Raw genomic sequence first — 26,544 nt, 5'->3', positions numbered from 1 at the left:
GGGTCACCTGTGCATACACCTGCTCACCCCCGGTGAAATCGGCTTATTCTCAACGAGTGCAGAACGAGCCCACGGTCCGGCTGTCCGCCGTACGGCGCTTGTACGAGGTGAGCGCGCGGATGGGCGCCGGGCGGAGCCTTGCCGAGACGCTGCAGGCGGTCGTCGACGGGGTCGTGAACGGGCTCGGCTTCGGCATCGCCGTGCTGAACCTCCGGCACCCGGACGGCAAGTTCGAGGTGATCGCCGTGGCCGGGTCGCCCGGGGCCCGGTCGGCACTGCTCGGGAAGGTGAGCGCGGCGGACCTGTTCGACGCCGAGTTCGCGATCGCCGACGAGTGGGGCAAGCTCCGGTTCGTGCCGCACGAGCGGCTGCCGGAGGGCGAGGTCACCGGCTGGGTGCCCGACGTACCGGTCTCGGACGCGCCGGAAGCCTGGCACCCGCTGGACGCGCTGTTCGCGCCGCTGTACTCCTCCGACGGCGAGCTGGTCGGGATGCTCTCGGTCGACCTGCCCGAGGACCAGCGGCGGCCGGGGCCGATCCACCGGGAACTGCTGGAGATCTTCGCCACCCAGGCGGGGCTCGCGATCGACAAAGCCCGGTTGACCGACCGGCTGCTGGCCGAGAAGACCCGCCTGGAGGCGAGCGAGGCGACGTTCCGGCTGGTCTTCGAGGGCGCCGGGAACGGGATGGCGACGGTCGCGTTCGACGGACCCGAGCTGGGCCGCATCCTGCGCGTGAACGCCGCGTTCTGCCGGATCACCGGCTACACCCCGGACCAGCTGATCGGGACGCGGCTGGTCAGCTTCCTGCGGGACGAGGAGCCGGAGCAGACCCGGACCGAGCTGGAGAAACTTGCCGCCAGCAACGGTACCTACCGGTTCGAGCGGGTGTTCACGCAGCCGAGCGGGAACGCGATCTGGCTCGGCGGCACGGCGTCACTCGTCGAGCAAGGCGCCGGGCTGCCGCGGATCCTGCTGGTCCAGATCGACGACGTGACGGCCCGCAAGGACGCCGAGCGCGAGCTCCGGCACCACGCGGCGCACGACCCCCTCACCGGCCTGCCGAACCGCCGGCTCCTGCAGCACCGATTCGCCAAGGTCCTGGAACAGACCCGGATCACCGGCCGCCCCGGCGCGCTGCTGTTCTGCGACCTCAACCACTTCAAACTCGTCAACGACGGTTACGGCCACGAGGCCGGCGACCGCGCACTCCGCGAGATTGCCACCCGCCTCAGCGCCGCCGTCCGCCACGGCGACACCGTCGCCCGGCTCGGCGGAGACGAGTTCGCCGTCCTCGCCGAGGACATCTCCGGCGACGACCTCACCACCCTCATCACCCGCCTCGAATCCGCCGTCAGCCGCCCCCTCCCCAACATCGCCGTCGAGGTCACCACCAGCGTCGGCACCGTCCCCATCACCCCCACCACCACCGACCTCGACACCCTCCTCCACGAAGCCGACCAGGCCATGTACGCCGCCAAGAGCCGCCGTACCTAGCCGCACGACTGGCGCGAACCCCCGGAGTGTGGTTGAAAGGACCCCGGCACCAACGATCCTGGGGGGATTAAGCCATGCGCACCTTGATGACCGGGCCTGCCGACGTCGCCTACGGGCAGATCTACATCGAGAGCGGTGAATGCTCCCCGGAGGTACCGGAGAGCTTCGGCGGCCAGCGGAACGGCCTGTGCGGCGCGACGGTGGCCGGCACTCTGTTCCTGGTGACCGGGATGCATACCGGGCGGGTCGGGTTCGGCGTCGAGTTGTACGACGAGGCGCCGCCGGTCGACGAGGGGTGGGAGGAGATCGTCGAGGCATCGTTCCGGCCGGCCGGGGACGTCGCCCTGCGTGGTTGGGACAGCGGCTACTGGCCGCTGGACCTGGCGCAGGTGGACTACCGCGTGCGTTACTGCGGTTCGGGGATGGACGCCGGCCATGATGCGGCTCCGCCGGACGAGGACGAGCCGGAGATCGACCGGTACCTCCTGCAGTTCTGGCCGGCGGCTCCGGCACCGGACGAGGTGGTGAAGGAAAGCAGCCGCACCGCGGCGTACTGGCACGGCGTCGCGCGGAAGACACCTCCGCCGCCGACTCCGGATCAGCGCGCGGAGATGCAGCGGGCGCGTGAAGTCCGCGAGGTGGAGGAACGCCGGGCCGCGGAGTTGGAGTCGTGGGGTGGGAGCCTCCCGAGCGAACGGATCCGGGACAAGTACATGTCGATTCTGCTGGTGCAGTACGACCGGCCGCTCCTCGACCAGCTGGATCGGGCCGCCCCGGAGACACTCGTGAAGATCGCCCGATGGGCCGCTCGCCGGGGGTGCGTCGCCACGGGGCTGGACCGCACCGACTGGATCGCGCAGCGGCTGGACCAGATGGACGAGGGGCTCGATCCGCGTGAGCTGACCGGTCCGCCGCCCGGCACCTTCGACACCGACGGCCCGATCCTGGTGTCCACGTTCGGCGGTGCCTGGCCGCACAACCTGAGCGCGCCGCTGCAGGCGCTGACGGTGATCGACTCGACGTACGACGACGACCCGCTGGACGCAGTCATCGATACCCTACTGCGCGCCATCGACGCGGTCGGCGACGGTCACCGGGTCGTCACCGAGCTCCGCGAGTCCTTCCCTCACCTCAGCCAGGCGAACTGATGCGCACGGTGATGACGGGAACTGCGTGGGTTGCCTATGCGCAGATTTATGTGGAGAGCGGGGAGGGCTTCGCTGATCTCGGGGAGTGCTTTGCCGGGCAGCGGAACGGGCTGTGTGGTGCTGCGGTGGCGGGGAAGTTGTTCCTGATCACTGGGTTGCATACGGGCAAGGTCGGGTTCACGGTCGAGGTGCACGAGCGGATGCCGTCGGTCGAGTACAGCGCGGAGGACGTGGTCGAGGCGTCGTACCGGCCGATCGGGGACGCCGCTCTGGTCTCGTGGGGTGGGAGCGGGTCGTGGCCACTGGAGCTCCAGCCGGGGGTGGACTACCGGGTTCGGTACTCCGCCTGGGGTATGGATGCCGGTCATCAAGCCGGTCCGCCGATGGACGAGCCGCCGGTCGATCGGTACCTGCTGCAGTTCTGGCCGGCGCGGCCGGCGCCTGATCGGGTGGTGAAGGAGACGAGCCGGCAGGCGGCGTACCACCACAAGTTCGCCCGCGAGCAACCCACGCCGGAGGAGTTCGCCGAGCGTAAGCGCGAGAAGGCCCGCCAGGCCGAGGCGGAACGGCTGGCCGAACGGATGGCGGCCTGGGGCGGGGCGTTGCCGACCGAGCGGATGGAGCGTGCCCCCTACTGCCGCGAGCTGTCGGCGCTGGATCGGGCCTTGGTGGACATGCTCGAGCAGACCGAGCCGGAGACGCTGCAATCGATCGCTCGCTGGGCGGCGCGACGTGCCTGCGAGGAGGCCGGGTACGGCGGCAACGAGCAGGTCGCCGGCATGCTCGATCGGATGGACAGCGGCGCCGGCTGGTTCGAAACCCTCAACGGACCGCAGTTGCCGGTCGAACCAGGCCCGGGCATGCCAGTCATTCGGCTCGTCACCCAGATCCACGGGTGGTTCGACAACCGCGATCCCTACGAGAACACGTCGACGGTAGTGACCCCGACCTTCAACGACGACCCGTTCCAGGCCGCCGTCGAAACGGTGTGGCTGGCAACGAGTCCGTTCACCGACAAGAACGAGTTGCTCACCGAACTGCGGCGCCGGTTCCTCACGAACCCAGGCTAGTGAGGGCCTCGTCGGTGAGGCGGTAGATGGTCCATTCGTCTTGGGGGGTGGCGCCGAGGGATTTGTAGAAGTCGATAGCGGGGGTGTTCCAGTTGAGGACGGACCATTCGAGGCGTTCGTAGTTGTTGCGGACGCATTCCTGGGCGAGGGCGGTGAGGAGAGCCTTGCCGAGGCCGGTGCCGCGGGTTTCGGGGCGGACGAAGAGGTCTTCGAGGTAGATGCCGTGGACGCCGCGCCAGGTGGAGAAGCTGAGGAACCAGATCGCGCAGCCGACGACCTCGCCCTCGTGTTCCGCGACGTGGCAGAACACGGCGGGCGTGGCGCCGAAGAGTGCGGTGTGCAGCTGGTCGGCGGTCAGGTGGCACTCGTGGCGGGCGCGTTCGTACTCCGCGAGGGAGTACACGAGCTCCACGATCGCCGGTACGTCGTCCGGCCGGGCACGGCGGATCCGTTCGTCGGTCTGCATACCGCCTATCCTGCACCGGCGGCGCCCGCGCTCAGCTTTCGCGTTCGGTTTCCTGCTCGGCGACCCGGTCGACGGCGTGGGTGTCGGGACGCTCGCCCCTGCCGGTCGTGTGCTGGGCGTCCACGCCGGCGTACGTCGAGTTCTGCAGCTGCAACGCCGCCGCCAGTTCCGGGTCGGCGCGGATCACGGCGCCGCGTTCGACGGTCATCTTGTCGAAGACGGCGTACAGCGCCCGCGGGTCCGGGTCCGTGCTCTTCTCCAGGTCCTTCGGGTACGACGCGTCGGCCGCGGCGTTCCACTCGTCGCGCTCGACCTTGTCGAAGTCGAGGCGGTACGGCGACATCTCCGACACGTGCTGGGCGAACACCTTGGCGGCGGCTCCGTTGCCCTCGCGGAACGGGTGCGTCAGGTTCTGATAGGCGTAGACCTCGGAGATGCTCTGCACGAACTCCTCGCGCGACATCGTCGACCAGTCCTTGTCCTGCACCTTCGCGCTCACCTTGTCGGTCCACGCGTCCAGCCGCCCCGGCGGAACGAACTCGTTGCCCTGCTTCTGGATCTGGACGTTCCGGAACTCGCCGGCCCAGTCGTACACGTCCTGCAGCAGATGCCGGTGGATCGCCTGGATGTGCGCCTTGTCGTAGGTGCGGGGGATGTCGGCCTCACCGCGGTCGATCTCCGCCTGCCGGTTGGCCCGCAGCGCGTATTCGGCGAAGTGCAGCTCGATCGGGTTCTTGATGTCGAGCTTGTTCCGCAGGCAGCTGCCGGGCTCCCACAGGTAGGCGTTCCAGCGCTCCTTCTCGGCGGCTCTCCACTGCTCCTCTTCGGAGAGCTGCGCGGAAACCTCCTGGGTCACGCCGAGCCGCCGCGGGTCACCTTCGCCATGGTCCGGCGGATGTACTCGGCGGTGTCGATGCGGCCTGCTTCGCGGTCGACCAGGTCGGCCACGTCGTCGCGCTGCGGCTCCCAGCCCTCGAGCCGGTTGTTCGACAGTGCGTCGCTGACGCGCTGCTTCTGGTCGTCGTCGAGCGCTTCGAACAGCTCCGGCCAGCGCTGCGCGTAACGGCAAGGTTCGTAGGCCATTGGTAACTCCCCGGTAGCTAGCAATTCGGGCAAGCCTAGCGAAGACCGGATTCATACCGTCGCTTGTCGTTAAGTTCCCGGACGATCACGTTAACCTCCCCGCCATTCTCCGCCAGAACACTGGCACCGCTTCGACCGCCCAGCATCTGGAGGAACCATGTCCGTGTCCCGCCGTCGCTTCCTCGGGTACGGGGGTGCGGGCTCCGCCGCCGTACTGCTCGGCACCGGGGCCTGGACCGCCTCGACGACGTACGCCGCCCCGTCCGGCACCGGCAACCCGTTCACGCTCGGTGTCGCGTCGGGCGACCCGCAGTGGAACAGCGTGGTGCTGTGGACCCGGCTCGCCACCGACCCGTACGCCGTGGACGGGAAGGGCGGCATGCCCGCGAAGCCGGTCCGCGTCGAGTACGAGGTCGCCCGGGACGAGAACTTCCGGCACGTCGTCCGGCGCGGCAGCGTCGTCGCGACCCCCGAGCTCGGCCACTCGGTCCACCCGGAGGTCCAGGGCCTGCAGCCGGACCACGTGTACTACTACCGTTTCCGCACCGGCGCCGAGGTGTCGCCGACCGGCCGGACCCGCACCACGCCGCACCCGTTCGCACAGCCGCGGGAGCTGCGGTTCGCGTTCGCGTCCTGCAACGCATGGCAGGACGGATACTTCACGGCGTACGACCACATGGCCCGGGAGGACCTCGACCTCGTCGTGCACCTCGGCGACTACCTGTACGAGTCCGGGGTGAGGACCAACAAGCGCGGCGTCGCCACCGACCCGCGGTTCCACACCGAGACGTTCGACCTGGCGCGGTACCGGCTGCAGTACTCGCTGTACAAGACCGAGGCCCCGCTGCAGGCCGCGCACGCGGCGCACCCGTGGATCCACACGTTCGACGACCACGAGGTGGAGAACAACTGGGCCGGCGACATCTCCCAGATCGACACCGAGCCGGACCAGGACCCCGCGGTCTTCCGCGCGCGCCGGGCGCAGGCGTTCCAGGCCCTGTACGAGAACATGCCGGTGCGGCACGAGCAGATGCCGGCCGGGCCGGACATCCGGTACCACCGGCGGCTGCCGTACGGCCGGCTCGCTGACTTCACGATCCTTGACACCCGCCAGTACCGCAGCGACCAGCCGTGCGGCGACGGCGACTCGTCGACCTGCGACGACCGGTTCGACCCGGACAACACGATGCTCGGCGGCAAGCAGCGCGAGTGGCTGCTGAACGGGTTCCGGACCTCGCACGCACGCTGGCAGATCCTCGGCAACCAGGCGCCGATGGGCCAGACCGACTGGACGCCCGGCCCGGAGACGCACGTCTGGCTGGACCCGTGGGACGGGTACGTTGCCGAGCGCAACAAGGTACTCGCGGCCGCGCAGGACAGCGGCGTCCGCAACCTGGTGGTGATCACCGGCGACCGGCACCAGAACTACGCGCTCGAGCTGAAGCGCGACTTCGCGGACCCGGACTCGGCGACCGTCGGCACCGAGTTCGTCGGTACGTCGATCACCAGCGGCGGCAACGGCGCCGACACGACCGACCAGGGACAGCAGTTCCTGGCCGCGAACCCGCACCTGAAGTTCTTCAACTCCCAGCGCGGGTACTCACGGGTCACGGTCGACCAGCACCAGTGGCGCAACGACTTCCGCGTCGTGCCGTACGTCGACACGCCGGGCGCCCCGATCAGCACCCGCGCGACGTACGTCGTCGAGGACCGGCGCCCGCACGTCCACGCCGGCTGATCCTCAGGGCCGGGCGAAGAGGCCGAGAGCGTCGTACGCGATCCAGGAGCCGACGTCCTTGAAGAGTTCGAGGACGTTGGCGCCTGGGCGGAAGAGCGTCCGCGGCAACGGCTGCTCGAGGTACGACGGCTTCAGCGGCGAGCCGGGATAGGTGCTGTCGGCAATCGTCGAGCCCTTCGTCGCGCCGTTCGCGAAGGCGAGCCGGCCGACCTCGACCCCGTTGACCGTCAGCAGGGCCGATGCAGCCAAGCTGGCGTGGCTGTCGATCAGCCAGAGCGCGAGATCGAGATCCTGCGACGGTACGGCGGGCAGCTCGAAGCGGAACGTCGCGCGGTGGTTCTTCGAGCCGGCCCACTTGTCGGCGGGCCCCGGCAGCAAGTACGACCAGTCCGCCGCCGGGGTCGACGTACCGAACGTGTAGTCGACGTCCGCCGGGAAGCGGGTCGGATACTGGGCGTAGCCCTTCGGCGAGAGGGCCAGCTCGGAGCCCTTGCCGTCGAAGGTGCCGACGGTCGCCACCGGCGTACCGGAGATCGTCACCGATGTCAGGTTGGCGACGGCGGCGGCCGCGGACTCCACGGACCGGTTGCCTGCGGCATCGACCGTGACGACCGAGTAGGACCTGGTGACGCCGGTGAAGCCGAGGCCGCGATGGACGAAGTGCGGGTACACGGTCTTGCCGATCAGGGCGCCGTCGGCGTAGACGGCGTAGTGGTCGACGACGGTCGCCCACGACACGGGCTTCCAGTCGAGCGTCACGATCCGGATGCCGCCGCTGCCGTGCAGACCGGTGATTGCTGGTGGACGACGCATTACAAGGCCTCCAGGCGGGGGTCGGCGACGGGCGTGCGGAAGCGGGCGAGGATGTTCGGCTGCGCGTTGGCGTCGGCCTGGATGTACGGGAAGTTGACGAACTCGGTGGTCAGCTCGGTGCGGGTCATCGTGCTGTGCACGTAGCCGCGACGAGCGTTGTAGAGCTTGATGTTCGGGTGCTGCAGCCAGTCCTTCGCGTAGGTATCGGTGTCGGTGCCGTCGCCGTTCGAGCCGACCGACGAGCACACCAGCTCGACGCCGACGGTGCGCTCGTCGAGCTGGAGCTCCGACGCGACATGGCGGTGGATGTCGCCGGTGAGCATCACCGACGTCCCGGCCCCGGCCATCGCCTCGAGCACACGGCGCCGGTTGGCGGGATAGCCGTCCCACTGTTCGGTGCGGTCGTCGGTGACGGCGGTGAGGACGACGCCGCCCGCGACGATGTTCCAGGACGCGCGCGAGCTGCGCAGGCCGTCGTACAGCCAGGCCTCCTGCTCGGCGCCCATGATGGTGCGCTGCTCGGAGACGCGGTCGGCTTCGTCGACAGGCAGCGGGTCGCGGTACTGGCGGGTGTCGAGCAGGTGCACCCTGGCCAGCGAGCCGATGTCGTACCGGCGGTAGACGCGGCTGTCCGGCCCCTGCGGGAGGCTGTCGAGGGCGAGCGGGGCGTTCTCGTAGTACGCGCGGTACGCGACGGCTCGGCGGTGGACGAAGAGCTCGGGCGGTACGCCGTACAACGAGTTGGCTGCGCCGTAGTTGTTCTGCACCTCGTGGTCGTCCCAGACCATGAACCACGGCGCGACCGCATGCGCGGCCTGGAGATCGGGGTCGGTCTTGAAGAGGCTGTAGCGCAGCCGGTACTGCTCGAGCGTCTCGATCTCGACGCCGTGCTCCGGCCCGACCGCGACACCCGCGCGCCAGAGGTTGTCACCGGCAACGATTCCGTACTCGTAGATGTAGTCGCCGAGGAAGAACACCGCGTCGGGGGCACGGCGGGCGATGTCGCGATGCGCCGCGAAGTACCCGTGGTACCAGGCCTGGCAGGACGCGGTCGCGAAGGTGAACCGGTCGCCGTACGTCGGCAGGGTCTTGGTCCGGCCGACCGGGCTGAGTTGCGTGCCGACGCGGAAGCGGTAGAAGTACTCGCGTCCCGGCCGGAGCCCGGCCACCTGCGGATGGACGGCGTGCGCGAGTTCCGGCGAGGCGATCGCGAGCCCGCGCCGTACGACGTGCCGGAAGCCGCTGTCCTCGGCCACCTCGTACTGCACCGGCACGTCGACGGCGGGCATGCCGCCGTGGCCGTCGGTGGCGAGCGGGGTCGGGGCGAGGCGGGTCCAGAGGACGAAACCGTCCGGGCGCGGGTCGCCGGACGCGACCCCGAGGGCGAACGCGCCGTCGGGGATCGGGCGGGCCGGCGTCGCGTCGGCGGTCGCCGGGGCGGAGACGCCAAGCGTGACCGAGGCCGCGCTGAGGCCGGTGAGCTGGAGGAAGGTACGACGGGACGGCACGGGGCGGGCTCCGTTCCTGGGGTGAGTTCCGCCATATTCTTACGTAACTTCTCTGCGTTTTGTAAGCCCTTGACTCGGCATTGTCCACTCGGAGTGCTGAATCCGTGCGGAGATCCCTGTTGGATTTCGCAGTCCGCGCGCGGGAGGTTGGAGGTATGGCAGCTGACACGAACAAGACCCGCCGGATCGGTGACGTCGAGGTGTCCGCGATCGGGCTCGGCGGGATGCCGATGTCGATCGAGGGCCGCCCCGACGAGGACCGGTCGATCGCGACCATCCACGCCGCCCTCGACGCCGGCATCACGCTGATCGACACCGCCGACGCGTACCACCTGACCGCGACCGACGTCGGCCACAACGAGAGCCTGATCGCCAAGGCGCTGTCGACGTACGGCGGCGACACCTCGGACGTGCTGGTCGCAACCAAGGGCGGCCACCTGCGGCCCGGCGACGGCAGCTGGACCCTCGACGGCTCGCCGAAGCACATCGCGGAGGCCGCCGAGGCGTCGCTGAAGCGGCTCGGCGTCGAGGCGATCGGGCTGTACCAGTTCCACCGGCCGGACCCGAAGACGCCGTACGAGGAGTCGATCGGCGCCGTCCGCGACCTGCTCGACGCCGGCAAGATCCGGATGGCGGGCATCTCGAACGCGAACCCCGCCCAGATCAAGCAGGCCAACGAGATCCTCGGCGGCCGGCTGGTGTCGGTGCAGAACCAGTTCTCGCCCCGGTTCCGCTCGAGCGAGCCGGAGCTGCAGCTGTGCGACGAGCTCGGTATCGCCTTCCTGCCGTGGTCCCCGCTCGGCGGCATCTCCAACGCCGGCGAGCTGGGCGCCAAGTACCCGGCCTTCCAATCGCTGGCCGCCGAGCTCGGTGTGAGCCCGCAGAAGCTCACGCTGGCCTGGATGCTCGCCAAGTCCCCGGTCGTCATCCCGATCCCCGGTTCGAGCCGCCCGGAGACGATCCGCGACTCGTACTCGGCCGTCGACCTGAGCCTGACCCCGGACCAGGTGGCCGCCCTCGACGCCGCCTGAGGAATACCGCCCCGGCGTACGGCGTTGCGGCGCCCATGGAGGACATGCGCGCACTGAGCTACGGACTGGCACAGCAGTACTTCGAGGAGCGGGACTACCGCGGTGCGATCCGGGCGCTGAAGCCGGTGGTCGACGAGACGCCCGACGACGTCGGGACGCGACTGCTGCTGGCCCGGGCGTACTACCACGCGGCCCTGCTGAAGCCGGCCGAGGAGCACCTCCTCGAGGTCATCGACCGCGAGCCGACCGAGTACTACGCCCACCTGATGCTGGCCCGCACCCTCGAGCGGCAGTCCCGCCGCGACGAGGCGGGCAAGCACCGCCGGATCGCCGCCGCGCTGACCGGCGACGACGAGCTGCTGAAACCGCATACCGTTTGACCTGGACACCCGAAGGCCCGCGATCCCGTCCGGATCGCGGGCCTTCGGCGTATCCAGGACGGAATGCCCGGGCGAGGATTGGTGTTCTGGTGGGTGTTAGTAGTTTAATAGTGAACTATCTACCCGAGGAGGACGGATGCAGTTCGGCGTGTTCAGCGTCGGGGACGTGACCGAGGACCCGACGACCGGGACCACGGTCAGCGAGGGCGAGCGGATCAAGTCGATGGTCCGGATCGCGAAGAAGGCCGAAGAGGTCGGTCTGGACGTGTTCGCCCAAGGTGAGCACCACAACCCGCCGTTCGTGCCGTCGTCGCCGACGACCCAGCTCGGGTTCGTCGCGGCGCAGACGTCGAAGATCATCCTGTCCACCTCGACGACCCTGATCACGACCAACGACCCGGTGAAGATCGCCGAGGACTACGCGATGCTGCAGCACCTGGCCGACGGCCGGGTGGACCTGATGATGGGGCGCGGCAACACCGGTCCGGTGTACCCGTGGTTCGGTCAGGACATCCGCAACGGCATCGCGCTCGCCGTGGAGAACTACGCCCTGCTGCGCCGGCTCTGGCGCGAGGACGTCGTCGACTGGGAGGGCAAGTTCCGCACGCCGCTGCAGGGTTTCACGTCGACCCCGCGGCCGCTCGACGACGTACCGCCGTTCGTCTGGCACGGGTCGATCCGGTCGCCCGAGATCGCCGAGCAGGCGGCGTACTACGGCGATGGCTTCTTCCACAACAACATCTTCTGGCCGATGTCGCACACGCAGCGGATGATCCAGCTGTACCGGCAGCGCTTCGAGCACTACGGGCACGGCGCCGCGGACCAGGCGATCGTCGGTCTCGGCGGTCAGGTCTTCATGCGGAAGAACTCGCAGGACGCGGTCCGCGAGTTCCGGCCGTACTTCGACAACGCGCCGGTGTACGGGCACGGACCGTCGCTGGAGGACTTCAGCCGGGAGACGCCGTTGACGGTCGGGAGCCCGCAAGAGGTGATCGAGCGGACGCTGTCGTTCCGCGAGCAGGTCGGCGACTACCAGCGGCAGTTGTTCCTGATCGACCACGCCGGGTTGCCGCTCAAGACCGTGCTGGAGCAGCTCGACATCCTCGGTGAAGAGGTGATTCCGGTGCTGCGGAAGGAGTTCGCGGCGTTGAAGCCGGCCCACGTACCGGACGCGCCGACGCACGCCTCCTTGAAGGCGGCGGCGGAGCGGGCGCGTGAACTGGAGACGATCGAGGAGCCGACCCGATGAAGGACAAGGTCATCGCCGTCGTGACGGCCGGGCTGACGACACCGTCGTCGTCCCGGCTGCTCGCCGACCAGTTGGCGGCCGCCGTGCGGGACGAGCTGTCCGGACGCGGCATCGGCTCGCGGATCGAGCTGATCGAGGTCCGCGACCATGCCCACGCCCTGACCGACAACCTGCTCACCGGCTTCCCGTCGGCGTCGCTGCGCGAGGTCCTGGACACGGTCGCCGCCGCCGACGCCCTGATCGTCGTCAGCCCGACCTTCAGCGCGTCGTACTCCGGTCTGTTCAAGATGTTCTTCGACGTGCTCGACGACAAGGCCCTGGCCGGCAAGCCCGTCCTGCTGGCTGCGACCGGCGGCACCGAGCGGCACTCGCTGGTCCTGGAGTTCGCCCTGCGGCCCTTGTTCGCCTACCTGAAGGCGCTGCCGGTCCCGACCGCCGTGTACGCCGCCTCCACCGACTGGGGCCCGAACGCCGTCGGACTCCGCGCACGGATCACGCAGGCCGCCACCGAACTGGTCGCGGCTCTGCACAACGAGACGCCCACGCAGGCCGACCCCTTCGAGAACCCGACTCCGTTCGAGGACCTACTGAACAGCTGATCGCGACTCGATCAGCTGGGCCAGACCGTCGAGGATCGTGCTCAGCCCGAAGCTGAGCGCGTGAGCCGGGTCGATGACCGACTGGAAGTGCTCGCCGACCGAGGTGCCGACGCGCCCCGCGACCGGGAAATGCGTGCCGGACATGACCGTGGTGAGCGTCGGAGAGATCTGACGCCACCACTCCTCGTCCGACAGGCCGGAGTCGCGTTGGGTGCGCAGCTGTTCGGCGCCTGCCCGCGCGGTGCCCTGCACGTGGGTGAGGACGAGGGTCAGCGCCGAGTCCATCTCGACGTCGGTCAGGCCGAGGCCGTCCAGGGGACGCAGCTCGGTGTCGTACTTCCGGGTGATGTTCGGCCCGAGCGCCGTCCGCATCGTCGGCACCTCGTGGATCCACGGGTGCGCGGTCAGCACGTCCCAGTTGCGCCGGGCGATGAACTCGAGCGCACCGCGCCAGCCGCCCGGTTGCCGGGCCGGCTCGTCCGCGTCGGCGTACAGGTCGCCGTACGCCTGGTCGAACATCAGGTCGGTCAGCTCGCCCTTGCCCGGGACGTGCGTGTAGAGCGACATCGTGCCGACCTTCAGCCGGTCGGCGACCATCCGCATCGACAGCGCCTCGAGCCCGCCCTCGTCCGCCAGCGCGATCGCCGCGCCGACGATCGCGCGCACCGTCAGGCCGGAGCGGCCGGGCTTGGTGTGACTTCCCCAGAGCAGCGCCAGGCTGCGCGCCGGATCGGGTGCCGCCGCCTTCCTACCCGCCACTCGGACCCTTCCTCCAGCGCTCGTCGTTGGCTGCATCGTACCTGAGCCGTACAATGTACGGTACACTCTACGGCTCAACGGACGGAGAGGTGGGAAGTGACCACGGAACGAGTGATCGAGGCCGTCGGCGTACGGAAGAACTACCGGGGCGGCACGGAGGGCGCGGGGCTGAACGGCTTCGACCTGGAGGTCACGGCCGGCACGGTGACGGGCCTGCTCGGCCCGAACGGCGCCGGCAAGACGACAGCGGTACGGATCCTGTCCACACTGCTGGAGATGGATTCCGGTACGGCGACGATCGCGGGGTTCGACGTGCGCCGGCAAGGGGCGGAGGTACGACGACGGATCGGACTGGTCGGGCAGTACGCCGCAGTGGACGAGATCCTCACCGGGCGGCAGAACCTGGTGATGTTCGCGCGGCTGAACCATCTGAGGAACGCCAAAAGCCGGGCGGACGAGTTGCTGGAGCGGTTCGGTCTGACCGAGGCGGCCGGACAAGCGGTGAGCAAGTACTCCGGCGGGATGCGGCGGCGGCTCGACCTGGCGGCGAGTCTGATCGTGGCGCCGCGGGTGCTGTTCGTCGACGAGCCGACAACCGGGCTCGACCCGGCGGCGCGGATCGAGGTGTGGTCCGCCGTACGGCAGCTGGTCGCGGGCGGTACGACGGTGTTGCTCACGACGCAGTACCTGGAGGAGGCGGACCAACTGGCGGACCGGATCTCGATGCTCAAGGCGGGGAAGGTCGTCGCGGAGGGCACACCGGACGAGTTGAAGACGCGGCTGGGGTCGGACTGGCTGGATCTGGTCCTCGCGGATCCGGCCGAGGTTCCGCGGGTGCTGGAGCTCGCGGCGGCGCTGGCGGACGGGGAGGTCCGGGTGCAGGACGTCCGGGTGAGCGTGCCGGTGAAGGATCGCACGAAGGCGCTCGTACAGCTGGCGAACTCGTTGCATGAGGCAAAGATCGAGCCGGAGGACATCACGTTGCGGAGGCCGACGCTGGACGAAGTGTTCCTGCACCTGACCGGGGCGGCCGCATGAACGGCCTGGGCTGGGCGCTCGCGGACAGCTGGACGATCGCGCGGCGGACCTTGACGCACTGGCGGATGCAGCCGGGACTGGTGATCTTCCAGTGGTTCTTCCCGGTGCTGATGCTGCTGATGTTCGGCGGGCTGCTCGGCGGGGCGATGGAGCCGCCCGGTTCGTCGTACTACGAGTTGCTCGTGCCCGGGATCTTCGCGCTGGCGATGCTCTTCGGGCTGGAGGGCACGATGACCGCGGTCACCACCGATGTCTCGAAGGGCGTGACGGACCGGTTCCGGTCACTGCCGATGAGCTCGGCGGCGGTGGTGCTCGGGCGCTGTATCGCCGACATGCTCGACTCGGCGGTGACGCTCGCCGTCCTGGGCGGGACCGGGCTGGTGCTCGGATGGCGATGGCACGAAGGTCTGCCGTCGGCGCTGGCCGCGTTCGGGTTGCTGTTGCTGCTGCGGTTCGCCTTGCTGTGGGTCGGCATCTTCATCGGCCTCACGGTCAAGAACGCCCAGAGCGTGACGATGGTGCAGGTCCTGGTCTGGCCGATCGGTTTCCTGTCCAGCGCCTTCGTCGCCACGTCGACGATGCCGCCCTGGCTGGGCACGATCGCCCAGTGGAACCCACTGTCAGCCACCGCCACCGCCTCCCGCGCCCTCTTCGGCAACCCCGACCCATCGGCCACCGCCACCTGGATCGGCACCCACGCGGAAGTCGCGGCCCTCGTCGCGCCGCTCCTGCTGGTAGCGATCTTCCTGCCGCTGTCTGCCCACCGCTTCCGCACGCTGTCGCGATGAACCGGACGCCCGTCACTCACTAACCACGGATTCCTCTGCGCCGCTGAGCGTGACGCAGTGCTCCGGCCGGGGGTTAGTGAGTGGCGGACGTCCGCTGTCACCAGGGTCGGCGCAGGGATCCACCTCGTGTGGGCAGTCGCGTCGGCTCGACGGGAGCCGGCGACGCGATCGCCGCGGCCAACTCCCGCTGTCGTTCGAGATCGGCCTCGGCGGCGGCCTTCGAGTGGTAGCGCACCTTCCTGTAGTAGTGGTCGCCGACGGAGACGTGCAACGTCCAGCCGCACTTGAACACGAGCACGTGAGTCAGCACGTTGCCGACGAAGGCGACGGGGATCAGGAGCAGCAGCGCCCACAGTTCGTCGGCATAGACGAAGCACCACTCCACGAAGCCGGAGCGGCGTAGCTCGACGTTGACGTCCCCCACGACGTGAGTATGCATCCTGATCCTGGGTAACGGCTGAGGATGGACGTCCGAGACGTGGGGGTACGGCGGCTGGCCTGGAGCCTGGCATCTGCGGTGGAGCGCGCGATGGGTCCCGGGGCGGCGCGCCGGGCCGGGCGGATGGCGGGGGCGGTCGAGGGGCTGACCGAGGCAGGGGTGCATCGGGTCGCGCTGCGGATCTCGCCGCGGTTGGCGGAGGCGAATCCGGGGTTGGTGAAGATTCCCCCGCGGTGGGCGGCGACGGTGCAGGTACGGCGGCAAGGGGTGCTGCTGGAGTTGGATCTGCGGGACAACCTGCAGGCTGTTCTGTATTACGCGGGACGGTACGAGCCTGCCGTACGGCGGTTCTTGCGTGCTGAGCTGCGGCAGGGGGACGTGATGCTGGATGTCGGCGCGAACATCGGTGTCCATGCCCTGGCTGTCGCGAAGCGGTTGCAGGAGCTCGGGGGTGGGCGGGTGATCGCGTTCGAGCCGGCCGCGGACAGTGTGGCGAAGCTCGGCGCGGCGGCGGCGCGCAACGGCGTACAGCTCGAGGTCGTGCCGATGGCGCTCGGTGAGCGACCGGAGCTGGCGCTGCTCCGGGCGGACCGGCGGTACGACGAGGCGGACGCGGGGGTGCGTTCGCTGTACGGCGACGGCGACGTGGTGCAGGAGGTGCCTGTCGTCCGGCTCGACGACTGGGCCTGCGGGCTGGAGCGGCTGGATGTCGTGAAGCTCGACATCGAAGGCGCCGAGATCGCGGCCCTGTCCGGAGCCACGCGGACGTTCAAGCGGTTGCAGCCGCGCGTCGTGATCGTCGAGGACAAGCGCCCCGAGTCGCGCGCGCGGCTGCACGCCGTACTGGATGAGCTCGGTTATCTGCCGACCGGTGAGGTCTTGGACCACAACGCGGTCTTCAGGGCGTCAACTGACCGCCGTTGACCTCGATGATCTGGCCGGTGATGTAGGAGGACATCCGCTCGGAGGCCAGGAAGAGGATCGTGCCGACGCATTCGTGGGGAGTGCCGGTCCGGCCCATCGGGATGGTGGTGAGCATGGTCTGCATCTGGGCCTCGGCGGTGTGGCGGTCGTGGAAGGGGGTCTTGATCACGCCGGGGGCGATCGCGTTCACACGGATACCTTCCGGGGCAAGTTCCTTGGCGAGACCGCGGGTGAACGTGCTGACCGCGCCCTTCGACGTCGCGTAGACGACCGAGCCGCCGGCGCCGCCGGTCCGCCCGGCGATCGACGTGACGTTGACGATCGACCCGCCGCCCTGCGCCCGGAGCACCGGCACGATCCGCCGGCTGAGCGCGAACACCGAGGTCAGGTTGACGTCCAGGATCCGGTGGAACTCCTCGTCGGTGACCTCGGCGATCGCGGACCGGTTCACCAGGTCGCCGGCGTTGTTGACCAGGACGTCGATCCGCCCGTGCTGCGCGAGCACCTCGTCGACGAACGCGTCCGCCGCCTTCGGGTCCGCGAGGTCCGCCTGGTGCAAGGACGCCGTACCGCCGGCCGTCTGCACCGCCCCCACGGTGTGCTTCGCACCCTCCTCGTTGCGGTGGTAGTGCAGCGCGACCGTGGCCCCCGTCTCCGCGAACCCGACCGCCGCCGCGGCCCCGATCCCGCTGCTGGCCCCGGTGACCACCACGACCTGATCCCTGAAATCCAGATATGCCATGCGTCCTATCCTCTCCCGGCCGCGCCGGGAACGCGCCGGAGGACGGGATGCTGGGACGGGTCCAGGAGTATTTTCGTTGGATGGGATACGCGCTCGGGGAGCTCGGGCTCCGGCGGTGGCGGACTGGTGACGCGCTGCGGCTGGCGGCGGCGCACGACGATCCGGAGATGGTGCACCAGGGTGGGATCGTGGACCGCGCGTCCGCCGTCGACTGGATCGGGCGGGTCGCGGACCTGGACAACGGGCACGTGTACGCCGTCGCGGACGCGGACGATCACCCGATCGGCTGCGTGGGGGTGACGAACATCGACCGGCACCGGGTCGGCTGGACCTGGTACTGGACGCTCGCCGACGTCCGCGGCCAGGGAGTCGCGCGGGACGCGCTGCGCGCGCTCGCCGACTGGGCCCATCACGACGCCGGGCTGTACCGGCTCGAGATCGGGCACCGGCTCAACAACCCCGCGTCCTGCGCGGTCGCGGCCGCAGCCGGATTCCTGCCCGAGGGCGTCGAACGCGAACGCCTCACCTACGACGGCAACAGGTACGACGTGGAGCGGCACGCGCGGCTCATCACCGATCCGTTGACACCTCCGCTGCGCCCGGTGACCGTCAGAGCGTGAGCTTGGGGTGCCGGTTGACGTCCTTGTAGAGCAGATACCGGAAGCGGCCGGGCCCACCCGCGTAACAGGCCTGCGGACAGAACGCCCGGAGCCACATGAAGTCGCCTTCCTGTACCTCGACCCAGTCCTTGTTCAGCAGGTAGACCGCCTTGCCTTCGAGGACGTAGAGGCCGTGCTCCATCACGTGCGTCTCCGGGAACGGGATCACCCCGCCCGGCTCGAACGTCACGATGTTGACGTGCATGTCGTGCCGCACGTCGTCCGGGTCGACGAACCGCTGCGTCTTCCAGGCGCCGTTCGTGTCCGGCATCTCCCGGCCCTCGACGTCCGCCTCGTTGGTGACGAGCGCCGGCGGTACGTCGATGCCCTCGATCCGCTCGTACGCCTTGCGCACCAGGTGGAACGTCACGGGGGCGTCGCTGGTGTTCCGCACCGTCCAGTCGCCGCCGGGCGGCAGGTACGCGTAACCGCCTTCGGTCAGCGTGTGCTTCTCACCGGCGACCGTGAGCACAACGTTGCCAGCGACAACGAACAGTACGGCCTCGGCGGCCGGGTCGATCTCGGGCTTGTCACTGCCGCCGCCCGGTGCGACCTCGACGATGTACTGCGAGAACGTCTCGGCGAACCCGGACAGCGGCCGCGCGATCACCCACAAGCGAGTGTCGTCCCAGAACGGCAGCCGGCTGGTGACGATGTCGCGCATCGTGCCGCGCGGCAGGACGGCGTACGCCTCGGTGAAGACCGCGCGGTCGGTGGTGAGGTCGGTCTGCGCGGGCAGCCCGCCCTTCGGCGCGTAGAAGGTCATCGTTCTCCTCGGGTCAGCAGGCGGCCGCGCGGGTCGGCGGCGAGGTCGACGGGTACGCCACGGAGCCAGGTGCTCCGCACGACACCGGTCAGCGTGCGGCCGTCGTACGGCGTGATCGCGTTCTTGTGCTGGAGCTGCTGGGCGTCGACGACGAAGGTCTCGTCGGGGGCGAGGACGCAGAAGTCGGCGTCGTACCCGGCCTCGATGCCGCCCTTCGCGGACAGGCCGGTCTGCGCGGCCGGGGCGGCGGACATCCAGCGGACGACGTCGGTCAGCGTGAAGCCGCGGCGGCGGGCCTCGGTCCAGACGGCGGGCAGGCCGAGCTGGAGGGACGCGATCCCGCCCCACGCGGTGCCGAAGTCGCCGGTGTCGAGGTGCTTCAGGTCGATCGTCGACGGCGAGTGGTCGGACACGACCAGGTCGATCGTGCCGTCGCGCAGGCCTTCCCACAGCAGCTCGCGGTTCGCGGCCTCGCGGATCGGCGGGCAGCACTTGTACTGCGTGGCGCCGTCGGGAATGTCCTCGGCGGCGAAGCTCAGGTAGTGCGGACACGTCTCGGCGCTGATCCGTACGCCGTCGTTGCGGCCTCGCGTGAGCAGTGCGAGGACGTCGGCGCTGGAGACGTGCAGGATGTGGACGCGGCAGCCGGTCGTCCTCGCCAGGTCGATGACCTGCGTGACGGCCTCGTTCTCGGCCGCGCGTGGGCGGGAGTCGAGGAAGGCTTGGTAGCTCGCACCGCTCGGTGCGGTCGCATCGTCGATGCGGTGCGCGTCCTCGGCGTGCACGATCAGCAGGCCGTCGAACGCGGCGATCTCGCGCATCGCCGCGACCAGTTGGTCCGCGTCGAGCGGCGGGAACTCGTCGACGCCGGAGTGCAGCAGGAAGCACTTGTAGCCGAACACGCCGGCCTCGTGCAGCGGACGCAGGTCGGGCACGTTGCCCGGGATCGCGCCGCCCCAGAAGCCGACGTCGACGTACGCCTGGGTCTCGGCGGTCTTGCGCTTGAGCGCCAGCGCCGGCACGTCGCAGGTCGGCGGGATGCTGTTCAGCGGCATGTCGACGATCGTGGTGACGCCGCCGGACGCCGCGGCCTTCGTCGCGGAGGTGAAGCCCTCCCAGTCGGTGCGGCCGGGGTCGTTGACGTGGACGTGGGAGTCGACGAGACCGGGCAGCAGCACTTCGTCGTCCCCGAGGCGCAGCTCCGTCGCGGCGTCGAGCTCCGCGTCGTACGGCGAGATCGCGACGATCCGCCCGTCCCGGACACCGACCGCGGCCGGCCGCTCCCCGTCGGGTCGCACCACGCGGCGGGCCCGAATCACGAGATCAAGAGCGCTCATACGATGCCTTTCTCTCTTCGTGCCATCGTAAGGTGATCGACCGCGATCCGTTCGCCGAGCTGTTCCAGCAGCGGGCGGGGTTCGGCGATGCATCTGCTGACATCAGGCTCCAGGTCTGTCAGTGCGTAGGCCGCCGATACGCCGATCTTCTGGAGTTCGTCGGGCTGCAGGAGGTTCACACCGCAGACCGCGACGACCGGGATTCCCGCGCCGTCGCGACCCAGCCGGCCGGCAGCGGCCGCTACGCCGGCAACGGCCTTGCCGTGCAGCGTTTGTTCGTCCAAGGCCCCTTCGCCGGTGACGACGAGATCCGCGTCGGCGAACTGTTCGCGGAAGCGCACCATCTCCAGCACCAGGTCGATCCCAGGGCGTAGTTCAGCATCTAGCAGCGCTAGCGCGGCGAAACCGACCCCGCCGGCCGCACCGGCGCCCGATGTGTCGCGGAGGTCCGCGCCGGTCCAATCAGCGACCGCATCGGCCCAGCGCCCCAGGCGAGCGTCCAGCTCCGCAACCTGCTCCGGCGTAGCCCCCTTCTGCGGCCCGTACACAGCCGCCGCACCCCGAGGCCCGGTCAACGGATTGTCCACATCACAAGCAACGACCAACCGCGCGCCTTGGAGCCTCGCGGCGACAAGCGCCGGGGTCTGGGAACAAGCAATGGCCTGTTCCCAGACCCCAGCGGGTGTTCCCAGGTCCGCCAGGGCGGCGATCAGGCCGAGGCCGCCGTCGGTGGAGGCGCTGCCGCCGATGCCGAGGATGATGCGGGTGCACCCGCAGTCGACGGCCGCGGCGATCAGCTCGCCGGTGCCGTACGACGTGGCGGTGAGGGGTGCGGGTATGCCGTCGGGGAGGCGGACCAGGCCTGAGACATCGGCCAGCTCGACCACCGCGGTGTCGCCCAGTCGGGCGTAGCCAGAATGCACTGGCTCGCCGGTGGGGCCGGAGGCTACGACTGGGACGAAGGTGTAGCCGGCTGCGACCGCGGCGGCGAGGGTGCCGTCGCCGCCGTCGGCGACCGGGACTGCGACCACAGTGGCGTCGGGGCAGGCTCGTCGTACCCCGGCGCCGACCGCGTCCGCGACCTCCGCGCTCGTCAGCGTCCCCTTGAATTTGTCGGAGGCAACAACCACGCGCACAGGTCAGTCCAGCAACGCGAGGGCCGTGGGCGCGTCCTCGGGTGAGATCGCCAGGTCCTCGAACTCGACGACGTTGTCGATCTCGACACCCATCGACACGTTGGTGACCCGCTCCAGGATGACCTCGACGACGATCGGGACCTGGTGCTCGACCATCAGCTTCTTGGCCTGCTCCAGCGCCGGCAGGATCCCGTCCGGCTCGGAGACCCGCAACGCCTTGCAGCCCAGGCCTTCGACGACCTTCACGTGGTCGACCCCGTACCCGTTGACCTCCGGGCTGTTGATGTTCTCGAACGACAGCTGCACGCAGTAGTCCATGTCGAACCCACGCTGCGCCTGCCGGATCAGCCCGAGGTACGAGTTGTTCACCACCACGTGGATGTACGGGATGTTGAACTGCGCCCCGACCGCGAGCTCCTCGATCAGGAACTGGAAGTCGTAGTCACCCGACAACGCGACCACCGTGCTGTCCGGATCCGCGACCGCGACCCCGAGCGTCGCCGGGACGGTCCAGCCGAGCGGACCGGCCTGGCCGGCGTTGATCCAGTGCCGCGGACGGTACACGTGCAGCATCTGCGCGGCCTGGATCTGCGACAACCCGATCGTGCTGACGTACCGCACGTCCGGCCCGAAGGCACGGTTCATCTCCTCGTAGACCCGCTGCGGCTTGATCGGCACCGCGTCGAAGTGCGTCTTCCGCTGCAGCGTCGTACGACGCTCCCGGCACTCCGCCGCCCACGCCGTACGGTCCGGCAACCGTCCGGCGGCGGCCCACTCGCGCGCCACCTCGACGAAGACCTCCAGCGCGGCGCGCGCGTCCGACACGACCCCGTAGTCCGGTGCGAACACCCGCCCGATCTGCGTCGGCTCGATGTCCACGTGAATGAACTTGCGCGAGCCTCGATAGACATCCAGCCCGCCGGTGTGCCGGTTCGCCCACCGGTTGCCGATGCCCAGGACCACGTCCGAGGCCAGCATGGTCGCGTTCCCGTACCGGTGCGACGTCTGCAGCCCGACCATGCCCGCGCTCAGCGGGTGGTCGTCGGCGATCGCGCCCCAGCCCATCAGCGTCGGTACGACGGGGATCCCGGTGATCTCGGCGAAGGAGACCAGCAGGTCCGACGCGTCGGCGTTGATGATTCCGCCGCCGGCCACGATCAGCGGCCGCTCGGCGGCGGCGAGGAAGGACAGCACCTTCTCCGCCTGCGCCCGGGTCGCCGCGGGACGCGAGACCGGAAGCGGCTCGTAGGTGTCGATGTCGAAGTCGATCTCGGCGAGCTGCACGTCCAGCGGCAGATCGATCAGCACCGGCCCCGGCCGGCCTTCGCGCATCACCTGGAACGCCTTCTGGAAGGTGCCCGGGACCTGCGCGGCCTCCATCACGGTGACCGCCCACTTCGCGACCGGCTTGGCGATCGAGGCGATGTCGACGGCCTGGAAGTCCTCCTTGTGCAGCTTCGCGACCGGGGCCTGGCCGGTGATGCACAGGATCGGGATCGAGTCCGCGGAGGCGGAGTACAGCCCGGTAATCATGTCGGTTCCGGCCGGTCCCGACGTACCGATGCAGACGCCGATGTTGCCGGCGCGGGCCCGGGTGTAGCCCTCGGCCATGTGCGACGCGGCCTCGACGTGGCGGGCGAGCACGTGCTTGATCCCGCCGTGCACGCGGATCGCGCTGTAGAACGGGTTGATCGCGGCGCCGGGCAGCCCGAACGCCTGCGTCGAGCCTTCCTTCTCCAGGATCAGTACGGCGGCGTCGACCGCGCGCATGCGGGTCATCAGCCGACCACCTTGCCGGACAGGCGCTCCACGCCGCGGAGCAGCGCGGAGTGGTCGAGGCCGCCGTCGCCGTTCGCCCGGGCGGACGCGACCAGCTGGGCGACCAGCGCGCCGAGCGGTACGACGACACCCGCCTCGCGAGCGGCCGCGGTGACGATCCCCATGTCCTTGTGGTGCAGGTCGATCCGGAACCCGGGCTCGAAGGAGCGCGACAGCATGTTCTCCTTCTTCTGGTTCAGCACGGTGGATCCGGCCAGCCCGCCGCCCAGGACCTCGAGCGCGGCCTTGGTGTCGACGCCGTACGCCTCCAGGAAGACGACGGCCTCGGAGACGGCCTGGATGTTCGCGGCGACGATCAGCTGGTTGGCGGCCTTGACCGTCTGGCCGGACCCGCTCGGGCCGACGTGCACGACGGTCTTGCCGACGACGTCGAACAGCGGCTTGGCCGCGGCGAAGTCGTCCGCGTCGCCGCCGACCATGATCGACAGCGCGGCGTTCTTGGCGCCCGCTTCGCCGCCGGAGACCGGGGCGTCGAGCAGCCGGAAGCCGTTGGCCCGCGCCTGCTCGGCAAGCTGCTGCGTGACGTCCGGCCGGATGCTGGAGAAGTCGATGATCAGCGTGCCGGTCTCGGCCAGTTGGAAGACGCCGTCCTCACCCTCGAGCACGTCCTGGACGTCGGGCGAGTCGGGCACCATCACGCAGATCACGTCGGCGCCCTTGACCGCGTCGGCGAGCGAGGTCGCGGCGCGGCCGCCGGCGGCGACCAGGGCCTCCGCGCGCTCCGGCGTACGGTCCAGGCCGGCGACGGTGTGGCCGGCGTTGGCGAGGTGGACGGCCATCGGGTTGCCCATGATGCCGAGGCCGATGAAGGCGAGGTTGGTCATGATTCGTCTCCTGGGTCGATCAGCGGCGCTCGAACGGCAGCCAGCCGAAGCTTGCATCTGAGGTGGTGGACGGCTTGTACTCGAGCCCGACCAGGCCGGTGTAACCGTTCGCCTCGAGGGCGGCCAGCCGGCGGTCGAGCGGGAGCGTGCCGGTGCCGGGCTCGTTGCGGCCCGGGTTGTCGGCGATCTGGACGTGGGCGACGCGGCCGGCGTGGTCGGCGATCACCCGGTCGACGTCGTCGCCGTTGACCGCCAGGTGGTAGAGGTCCGCGAGCAGCCCGACGTTCGGTACGTCGTACGCCGCCTGCACGCGATCGATCACGCCCAGCGCGTCGGCCGCGATCTTCAGCGGGTAGCGCTCCGCGCCGCTGACCGGCTCGACGAGGACCGTGGCGCCGATCCGCGCGGCGGCCTTGGCGGCGAGCGCGAGGTTCTCGACGGCCAAGTCGTCCTGCTCCTGCACCGTGCTGCCCTCGACACGGTTCCCGTACAGGGCGTTGAAGCCCTGGGCGCCGAGCCGCTCGCCGATGCCGACGGTGACGTCGATGTTGTCGCGGAACTCACCGGACCGCTTCGGCCAGGACACCAGGCCGCGGTCGCCGCCCGGCATGTCGCCGGCGAAGAAGTTGAGGCCGGTCAGCCGCACGCCGGCGTCGGTGACCGCGCTGACGAACGCGTCGACCTGCCGGTCCGGCGGGACGGCCTCGACGAACGGCCACCAGAACTCCACCGCGCTGAACCCGGCCCGGCGCGCGGCGGCCGGCCGCTCGAGCAGAGGCAACTCGGTGAAGAGCAAAGAACAGTTCACCGTGTACTTCAGCTGGTGACTCATCCCGACTCCAATTTCCGCATTGTGGAACTTGATTTCTGTTCTGCGAAATGACCATAAGCTCACACCCTCCACCCGTCAAGGCGCTGCCCGGAGCCGTTTGAGTGGTTAACCACCGCCCCTGCCCCTTCACCCCTGGCATGCGGCAGGTGAAGGGGCAAGCCGCGCGGTTAACGTCGGAAACGACGGCTGGGCGAGGTGCCGGGGGCGCGGGAGGGCTGTCGTGCGCGGGCGCGCGCGTTGTACTTTCCTCTAAAGGGAGGTACGTCGTGTTGCTGGCCGAGTTGCTCGATGCGCCCGAGCTGGGGCTGCGGTTGCTGTACTCCGGCGCCGGCATGCTGGATCGGCCGATCGGGCGGCTGGTGACCACAGACCTGCTCGAGCCCGGGCGGTACCTGAGCGGCGGCGAGGTCGTCCTGACCGGGTTGGTCTGGCGCCGGCAAGCCGCCGACAGCGAGGTGTTCGTGGCGTCGATGGCCGGCCGCGGCGCGACCACGATCCTGGCCGGGAAGGCGCAGCTGGGCGACGTGCCGGCGGATCTCGTGGCGGCCTGCCGGCGGCATGACGTGACCCTGGTCGAGGTCCCGATCGAGATCGCGTTCGCCGACGTCACGGAGTACGTCGCGGCGGCGGGATCGGCCGAGACCGGCGCGCGGCTGTCGGCCAGCCTGGTACGCCAGCGGCAGCTGCTGTCGTCGATCGCCGCCGGGCGGAGCCTCGACGAGCTGGCGGCGCGGATCTCCGCCGAGATCGGGCACGACTGCCGGGTGCTGACCCCGACCGGGCGGCACGTCGTTCCCGGGCCGGGCGAGCTCGACGCGGCCGCGGTCGACGCGGTCACCCGCAAGTTCCTGACCGCGGACCGGACACCGGCCGTGGCGATGACGATCGACGCGTCGTACAGCCTGTTCCCGGTCGGATCCGGGCTCGGCAACCGGCTGACGGCGTGGGTGCTGGTGATCGAGGGCGACCACAACGAATGGTCCGGCGATCACGTCGAGGCGGTGCACGAGCTGTGCGCGATCGCCGCCCTGGACCGGGCCCGGCGGGACGAGGGCCGCCGCGCACTGCGCCCGTTGGTGGCGGACGCGTTGGCCATGGTCGAGTCGGGCGCCCCGCTGACAGAGGTCGCCGCCCGGCTGCGGCAGGCCGGCGCGCACTCCGAGCGGCCGATGGTCGTGGCGGTGGCCGAGCTACGCGACGACGGTCCGAGCGAGGTCGCCCTGAGCCTGCTGGAAGATGTCGCGCTGACGGTCGGCCCAGCCGTGGTCGCCCCTGGGCGGGACGGGCTGCTCGTCGGATTCCTGCCGTTCGCGCCGGGCCTCCCGGAGCACCTGCGCCGGGCGTTCGGTCGTCTCGCCCCGGGCCTCAACCGGGCACGCCTCGCGGTCGGGATCAGCGGCGAGACGGCGGTCGACGCACTCGCCGGCGCGCTCGAGGAGGCCAGGTTCGCGCAGCGGGCGGCAGGTGCCGCGCGAGCGCCGGTGTCGGTGGTCACTTCGGACGAGGTCGCCTCGCACGTCCTGCTGCTCGCCACGTTGCCGGACGACGTACGCCGTACCTACAGCCACCGCGTCCTGGGAGCGGTCCTCGACCACGACCGCCGGACCCACGCCGACCTGCTCACGACGCTGCAGGCGTTCCTCGCCTGCTCGTGCTCCTGGACGCGGACGGCGGAGTCGCTGCACCTGCACGTCAACACCGTTCGCTACCGGATCGAACGCGTTGAGCAACTGACCGGACGCGATCTGTCGAGCCTCGAGGACCGGGTGGACGTGTTCCTCGCGCTCAAATCGCTGTAGTTGTGTGATCGCACAAAACGGCCCGTTCTCCGGCCGTTCATCTTCGGAGGTTCACCGGGTGCAATCCGTAGCCCGGTGAGC

Annotated in this window: 27 protein-coding genes; 13 read left to right on the top strand and 14 right to left on the bottom strand. The window is 69.8% G+C overall.

Translation table 11 applies throughout. From position 1 onward, the window contains the following. Positions 1-56 precede the first annotated feature (56 nt). The 3 genes from AB0L64_RS03440 to AB0L64_RS03430 all read left to right on the top strand — a co-directional run bounded on the left by AB0L64_RS03440 (position 57) and on the right by AB0L64_RS03430 (position 3,714). Positions 57-1,496 carry a diguanylate cyclase gene (locus AB0L64_RS03440; protein ID WP_363707270.1) on the top strand — a complete coding sequence of 480 codons (1,440 nt, stop codon included), beginning with the start codon at positions 57-59 and terminating at the stop codon, positions 1,494-1,496. A 74-nt stretch (positions 1,497-1,570) separates the two neighbouring features. Beyond that, the gene (locus AB0L64_RS03435) at positions 1,571-2,644 is read left to right on the top strand and encodes a hypothetical protein (protein ID WP_363707268.1); all 1,074 of its coding nucleotides are present in this window, start codon (positions 1,571-1,573) and stop codon (positions 2,642-2,644) included. 125 nt (positions 2,645-2,769) lie between these two features. After that, complete coding sequence (locus AB0L64_RS03430) at positions 2,770-3,714, top strand: hypothetical protein (RefSeq protein WP_363707266.1); 945 nt, start codon at positions 2,770-2,772, stop codon at positions 3,712-3,714. Here the strand turns inward: AB0L64_RS03430 and AB0L64_RS03425 are convergent. The 3 genes from AB0L64_RS03425 to AB0L64_RS03415 are packed head-to-tail and all read right to left on the bottom strand — an operon-like array spanning position 3,698 to position 5,263. Beyond that, on the bottom strand, positions 3,698-4,180 hold the full coding sequence (locus AB0L64_RS03425) for a GNAT family N-acetyltransferase (protein WP_363707264.1): 483 nt from the start codon (positions 4,178-4,180) through the stop codon (positions 3,698-3,700). The genes AB0L64_RS03430 and AB0L64_RS03425 overlap by 17 nt on opposite strands. A 31-nt stretch (positions 4,181-4,211) precedes the next feature. Beyond that, entirely contained in the window at positions 4,212-5,036 is an 825-nt protein-coding gene (locus AB0L64_RS03420; protein ID WP_363707262.1) for a Fic family protein, read from the bottom strand. Further along, positions 5,033-5,263 (bottom strand): hypothetical protein, encoded by a 231-nt coding sequence (locus AB0L64_RS03415; protein WP_355693036.1) that lies wholly within the window; start codon positions 5,261-5,263, stop codon positions 5,033-5,035. The genes AB0L64_RS03420 and AB0L64_RS03415 overlap by 4 nt, the downstream gene beginning before the upstream one ends. A 157-nt stretch (positions 5,264-5,420) precedes the next feature. Here AB0L64_RS03415 and AB0L64_RS03410 point away from each other — a divergent pair, with 157 nt between their 5' ends. Then, positions 5,421-7,001, top strand: coding sequence for an alkaline phosphatase D family protein (locus tag AB0L64_RS03410; protein ID WP_363707260.1), 1,581 nt, complete (start codon positions 5,421-5,423; stop codon positions 6,999-7,001). A gap of 3 nt (positions 7,002-7,004) precedes the next feature. Here the strand turns inward: AB0L64_RS03410 and AB0L64_RS03405 are convergent, their stop codons facing one another. Then, complete coding sequence (locus AB0L64_RS03405) at positions 7,005-7,814, bottom strand: polysaccharide lyase family protein (RefSeq protein ID WP_363707258.1); 810 nt, start codon at positions 7,812-7,814, stop codon at positions 7,005-7,007. Then, positions 7,814-9,322 carry an alkaline phosphatase D family protein gene (locus tag AB0L64_RS03400; protein WP_363707256.1) on the bottom strand — a complete coding sequence of 503 codons (1,509 nt, stop codon included), beginning with the start codon at positions 9,320-9,322 and terminating at the stop codon, positions 7,814-7,816. Before AB0L64_RS03400 ends, AB0L64_RS03405 begins: the two co-directional genes overlap by 1 nt. Before the next feature lie 155 nt (positions 9,323-9,477). Between AB0L64_RS03400 and AB0L64_RS03395 the strand changes: the two genes are divergently transcribed. From AB0L64_RS03395 to AB0L64_RS03380, 4 genes are all read left to right on the top strand, one after another. Further along, positions 9,478-10,353 (top strand): aldo/keto reductase, encoded by an 876-nt coding sequence (locus AB0L64_RS03395; protein WP_363707254.1) that lies wholly within the window; start codon positions 9,478-9,480, stop codon positions 10,351-10,353. Positions 10,354-10,397: 44 nt separating this feature from the next. Next, entirely contained in the window at positions 10,398-10,733 is a 336-nt protein-coding gene (locus AB0L64_RS03390) for a tetratricopeptide repeat protein (protein ID WP_363707252.1), read from the top strand. Positions 10,734-10,869: 136 nt separating this feature from the next. Further along, positions 10,870-11,982, top strand: coding sequence for an LLM class flavin-dependent oxidoreductase (locus tag AB0L64_RS03385; protein WP_359940128.1), 1,113 nt, complete (start codon positions 10,870-10,872; stop codon positions 11,980-11,982). Beyond that, positions 11,979-12,581 (top strand): FMN reductase, encoded by a 603-nt coding sequence (locus AB0L64_RS03380; protein ID WP_359940131.1) that lies wholly within the window; start codon positions 11,979-11,981, stop codon positions 12,579-12,581. The genes AB0L64_RS03385 and AB0L64_RS03380 overlap by 4 nt, the downstream gene beginning before the upstream one ends. Here AB0L64_RS03380 and AB0L64_RS03375 read toward each other — a convergent pair. Continuing rightward, positions 12,567-13,340: a TetR/AcrR family transcriptional regulator gene (locus AB0L64_RS03375; protein ID WP_363707249.1), complete on the bottom strand. Its 774-nt coding sequence runs from the start codon at positions 13,338-13,340 to the stop codon at positions 12,567-12,569. The two genes, AB0L64_RS03380 and AB0L64_RS03375, sit on opposite strands and share 15 nt — an antisense overlap. A gap of 96 nt (positions 13,341-13,436) precedes the next feature. On the opposite strand from AB0L64_RS03375, the gene AB0L64_RS03370 reads away from it, so the two are divergent. Next, positions 13,437-14,378, top strand: coding sequence for an ATP-binding cassette domain-containing protein (locus AB0L64_RS03370; RefSeq protein WP_363707247.1), 942 nt, complete (start codon positions 13,437-13,439; stop codon positions 14,376-14,378). Next, a complete protein-coding gene (locus tag AB0L64_RS03365) occupies positions 14,375-15,166 on the top strand; it encodes an ABC transporter permease (RefSeq protein WP_363707245.1) in 792 nt (263 codons plus the stop codon). Before AB0L64_RS03370 ends, AB0L64_RS03365 begins: the two co-directional genes overlap by 4 nt. A gap of 97 nt (positions 15,167-15,263) precedes the next feature. Here the strand turns inward: AB0L64_RS03365 and AB0L64_RS03360 are convergent, their stop codons facing one another. After that, complete coding sequence (locus AB0L64_RS03360; protein ID WP_363707243.1) at positions 15,264-15,590, bottom strand: hypothetical protein; 327 nt, start codon at positions 15,588-15,590, stop codon at positions 15,264-15,266. Between the two features lie 39 nt (positions 15,591-15,629). Between AB0L64_RS03360 and AB0L64_RS03355 the strand changes: the two genes are divergently transcribed. After that, the gene (locus AB0L64_RS03355; RefSeq protein ID WP_363707241.1) at positions 15,630-16,529 is read left to right on the top strand and encodes an FkbM family methyltransferase; all 900 of its coding nucleotides are present in this window, start codon (positions 15,630-15,632) and stop codon (positions 16,527-16,529) included. Here AB0L64_RS03355 and AB0L64_RS03350 read toward each other — a convergent pair. Beyond that, complete coding sequence (locus AB0L64_RS03350) at positions 16,504-17,271, bottom strand: SDR family NAD(P)-dependent oxidoreductase (RefSeq protein WP_363707239.1); 768 nt, start codon at positions 17,269-17,271, stop codon at positions 16,504-16,506. The two genes, AB0L64_RS03355 and AB0L64_RS03350, sit on opposite strands and share 26 nt — an antisense overlap. A gap of 80 nt (positions 17,272-17,351) precedes the next feature. Here AB0L64_RS03350 and AB0L64_RS03345 point away from each other — a divergent pair, with 80 nt between their 5' ends. After that, positions 17,352-17,891 (top strand): GNAT family N-acetyltransferase, encoded by a 540-nt coding sequence (locus AB0L64_RS03345; protein ID WP_359940152.1) that lies wholly within the window; start codon positions 17,352-17,354, stop codon positions 17,889-17,891. Here AB0L64_RS03345 and AB0L64_RS03340 read toward each other — a convergent pair. The 6 genes from AB0L64_RS03340 to AB0L64_RS03315 are packed head-to-tail and all read right to left on the bottom strand — an operon-like array spanning position 17,881 to position 24,664. Continuing rightward, complete coding sequence (locus AB0L64_RS03340; RefSeq protein ID WP_363707236.1) at positions 17,881-18,696, bottom strand: bifunctional allantoicase/(S)-ureidoglycine aminohydrolase; 816 nt, start codon at positions 18,694-18,696, stop codon at positions 17,881-17,883. The genes AB0L64_RS03345 and AB0L64_RS03340 overlap by 11 nt on opposite strands. Continuing rightward, on the bottom strand, positions 18,693-20,033 hold the full coding sequence (gene allB, locus AB0L64_RS03335; RefSeq protein WP_363707234.1) for an allantoinase AllB: 1,341 nt from the start codon (positions 20,031-20,033) through the stop codon (positions 18,693-18,695). The genes AB0L64_RS03340 and allB overlap by 4 nt, the downstream gene beginning before the upstream one ends. After that, a complete protein-coding gene (locus tag AB0L64_RS03330) occupies positions 20,030-21,163 on the bottom strand; it encodes a glycerate kinase (RefSeq protein ID WP_363707232.1) in 1,134 nt (377 codons plus the stop codon). The genes allB and AB0L64_RS03330 overlap by 4 nt, the downstream gene beginning before the upstream one ends. Before the next feature lie 9 nt (positions 21,164-21,172). Beyond that, positions 21,173-22,948, bottom strand: a complete 1,776-nt coding sequence (gene gcl, locus AB0L64_RS03325; RefSeq protein ID WP_363707230.1) for a glyoxylate carboligase — start codon at positions 22,946-22,948, stop codon at positions 21,173-21,175. After that, positions 22,948-23,832 (bottom strand): 2-hydroxy-3-oxopropionate reductase, encoded by an 885-nt coding sequence (locus AB0L64_RS03320; protein ID WP_363707228.1) that lies wholly within the window; start codon positions 23,830-23,832, stop codon positions 22,948-22,950. Before AB0L64_RS03320 ends, gcl begins: the two co-directional genes overlap by 1 nt. Before the next feature lie 19 nt (positions 23,833-23,851). Beyond that, on the bottom strand, positions 23,852-24,664 hold the full coding sequence (locus tag AB0L64_RS03315; RefSeq protein WP_363707226.1) for a TIM barrel protein: 813 nt from the start codon (positions 24,662-24,664) through the stop codon (positions 23,852-23,854). A gap of 266 nt (positions 24,665-24,930) precedes the next feature. Here AB0L64_RS03315 and AB0L64_RS03310 point away from each other — a divergent pair, with 266 nt between their 5' ends. Continuing rightward, a complete protein-coding gene (locus AB0L64_RS03310) occupies positions 24,931-26,463 on the top strand; it encodes a helix-turn-helix domain-containing protein (RefSeq protein ID WP_363707224.1) in 1,533 nt (510 codons plus the stop codon). Positions 26,464-26,544: the final 81 nt, after the last annotated feature.

Source organism: Kribbella sp. NPDC051936, from assembly GCF_040680955.1.
Taxonomy (GTDB): Bacteria; Actinomycetota; Actinomycetes; order Propionibacteriales; family Kribbellaceae; genus Kribbella.
This window is presented reverse-complemented; position numbering and strand designations above follow the sequence as displayed.

What these genes read in the sequence shown, in the direction of transcription:
- AB0L64_RS03340 (WP_363707236.1), bottom strand. Translation starts at nt 18,696, where the DNA reads ATGACCTTCTACGCGCCGAAGGGCGGGCTGCCCGCGCAGACCGACCTC.
- AB0L64_RS03425 (WP_363707264.1), bottom strand. Translation starts at nt 4,180, where the DNA reads ATGCAGACCGACGAACGGATCCGCCGTGCCCGGCCGGACGACGTACCG.
- AB0L64_RS03365 (WP_363707245.1), top strand. Translation starts at nt 14,375, where the DNA reads ATGAACGGCCTGGGCTGGGCGCTCGCGGACAGCTGGACGATCGCGCGG.
- AB0L64_RS03390 (WP_363707252.1), top strand. Translation starts at nt 10,398, where the DNA reads ATGCGCGCACTGAGCTACGGACTGGCACAGCAGTACTTCGAGGAGCGG.
- AB0L64_RS03415 (WP_355693036.1), bottom strand. Translation starts at nt 5,263, where the DNA reads ATGGCCTACGAACCTTGCCGTTACGCGCAGCGCTGGCCGGAGCTGTTC.
- AB0L64_RS03405 (WP_363707258.1), bottom strand. Translation starts at nt 7,814, where the DNA reads ATGCGTCGTCCACCAGCAATCACCGGTCTGCACGGCAGCGGCGGCATC.
- AB0L64_RS03380 (WP_359940131.1), top strand. Translation starts at nt 11,979, where the DNA reads ATGAAGGACAAGGTCATCGCCGTCGTGACGGCCGGGCTGACGACACCG.
- AB0L64_RS03410 (WP_363707260.1), top strand. Translation starts at nt 5,421, where the DNA reads ATGTCCGTGTCCCGCCGTCGCTTCCTCGGGTACGGGGGTGCGGGCTCC.
- AB0L64_RS03395 (WP_363707254.1), top strand. Translation starts at nt 9,478, where the DNA reads ATGGCAGCTGACACGAACAAGACCCGCCGGATCGGTGACGTCGAGGTG.
- gcl (WP_363707230.1), bottom strand. Translation starts at nt 22,948, where the DNA reads ATGACCCGCATGCGCGCGGTCGACGCCGCCGTACTGATCCTGGAGAAG.
- AB0L64_RS03315 (WP_363707226.1), bottom strand. Translation starts at nt 24,664, where the DNA reads ATGAGTCACCAGCTGAAGTACACGGTGAACTGTTCTTTGCTCTTCACC.
- AB0L64_RS03345 (WP_359940152.1), top strand. Translation starts at nt 17,352, where the DNA reads ATGGGATACGCGCTCGGGGAGCTCGGGCTCCGGCGGTGGCGGACTGGT.
- AB0L64_RS03320 (WP_363707228.1), bottom strand. Translation starts at nt 23,832, where the DNA reads ATGACCAACCTCGCCTTCATCGGCCTCGGCATCATGGGCAACCCGATG.
- AB0L64_RS03355 (WP_363707241.1), top strand. Translation starts at nt 15,630, where the DNA reads ATGGACGTCCGAGACGTGGGGGTACGGCGGCTGGCCTGGAGCCTGGCA.
- AB0L64_RS03435 (WP_363707268.1), top strand. Translation starts at nt 1,571, where the DNA reads ATGCGCACCTTGATGACCGGGCCTGCCGACGTCGCCTACGGGCAGATC.
- AB0L64_RS03350 (WP_363707239.1), bottom strand. Translation starts at nt 17,271, where the DNA reads ATGGCATATCTGGATTTCAGGGATCAGGTCGTGGTGGTCACCGGGGCC.
- AB0L64_RS03385 (WP_359940128.1), top strand. Translation starts at nt 10,870, where the DNA reads ATGCAGTTCGGCGTGTTCAGCGTCGGGGACGTGACCGAGGACCCGACG.
- allB (WP_363707234.1), bottom strand. Translation starts at nt 20,033, where the DNA reads ATGAGCGCTCTTGATCTCGTGATTCGGGCCCGCCGCGTGGTGCGACCC.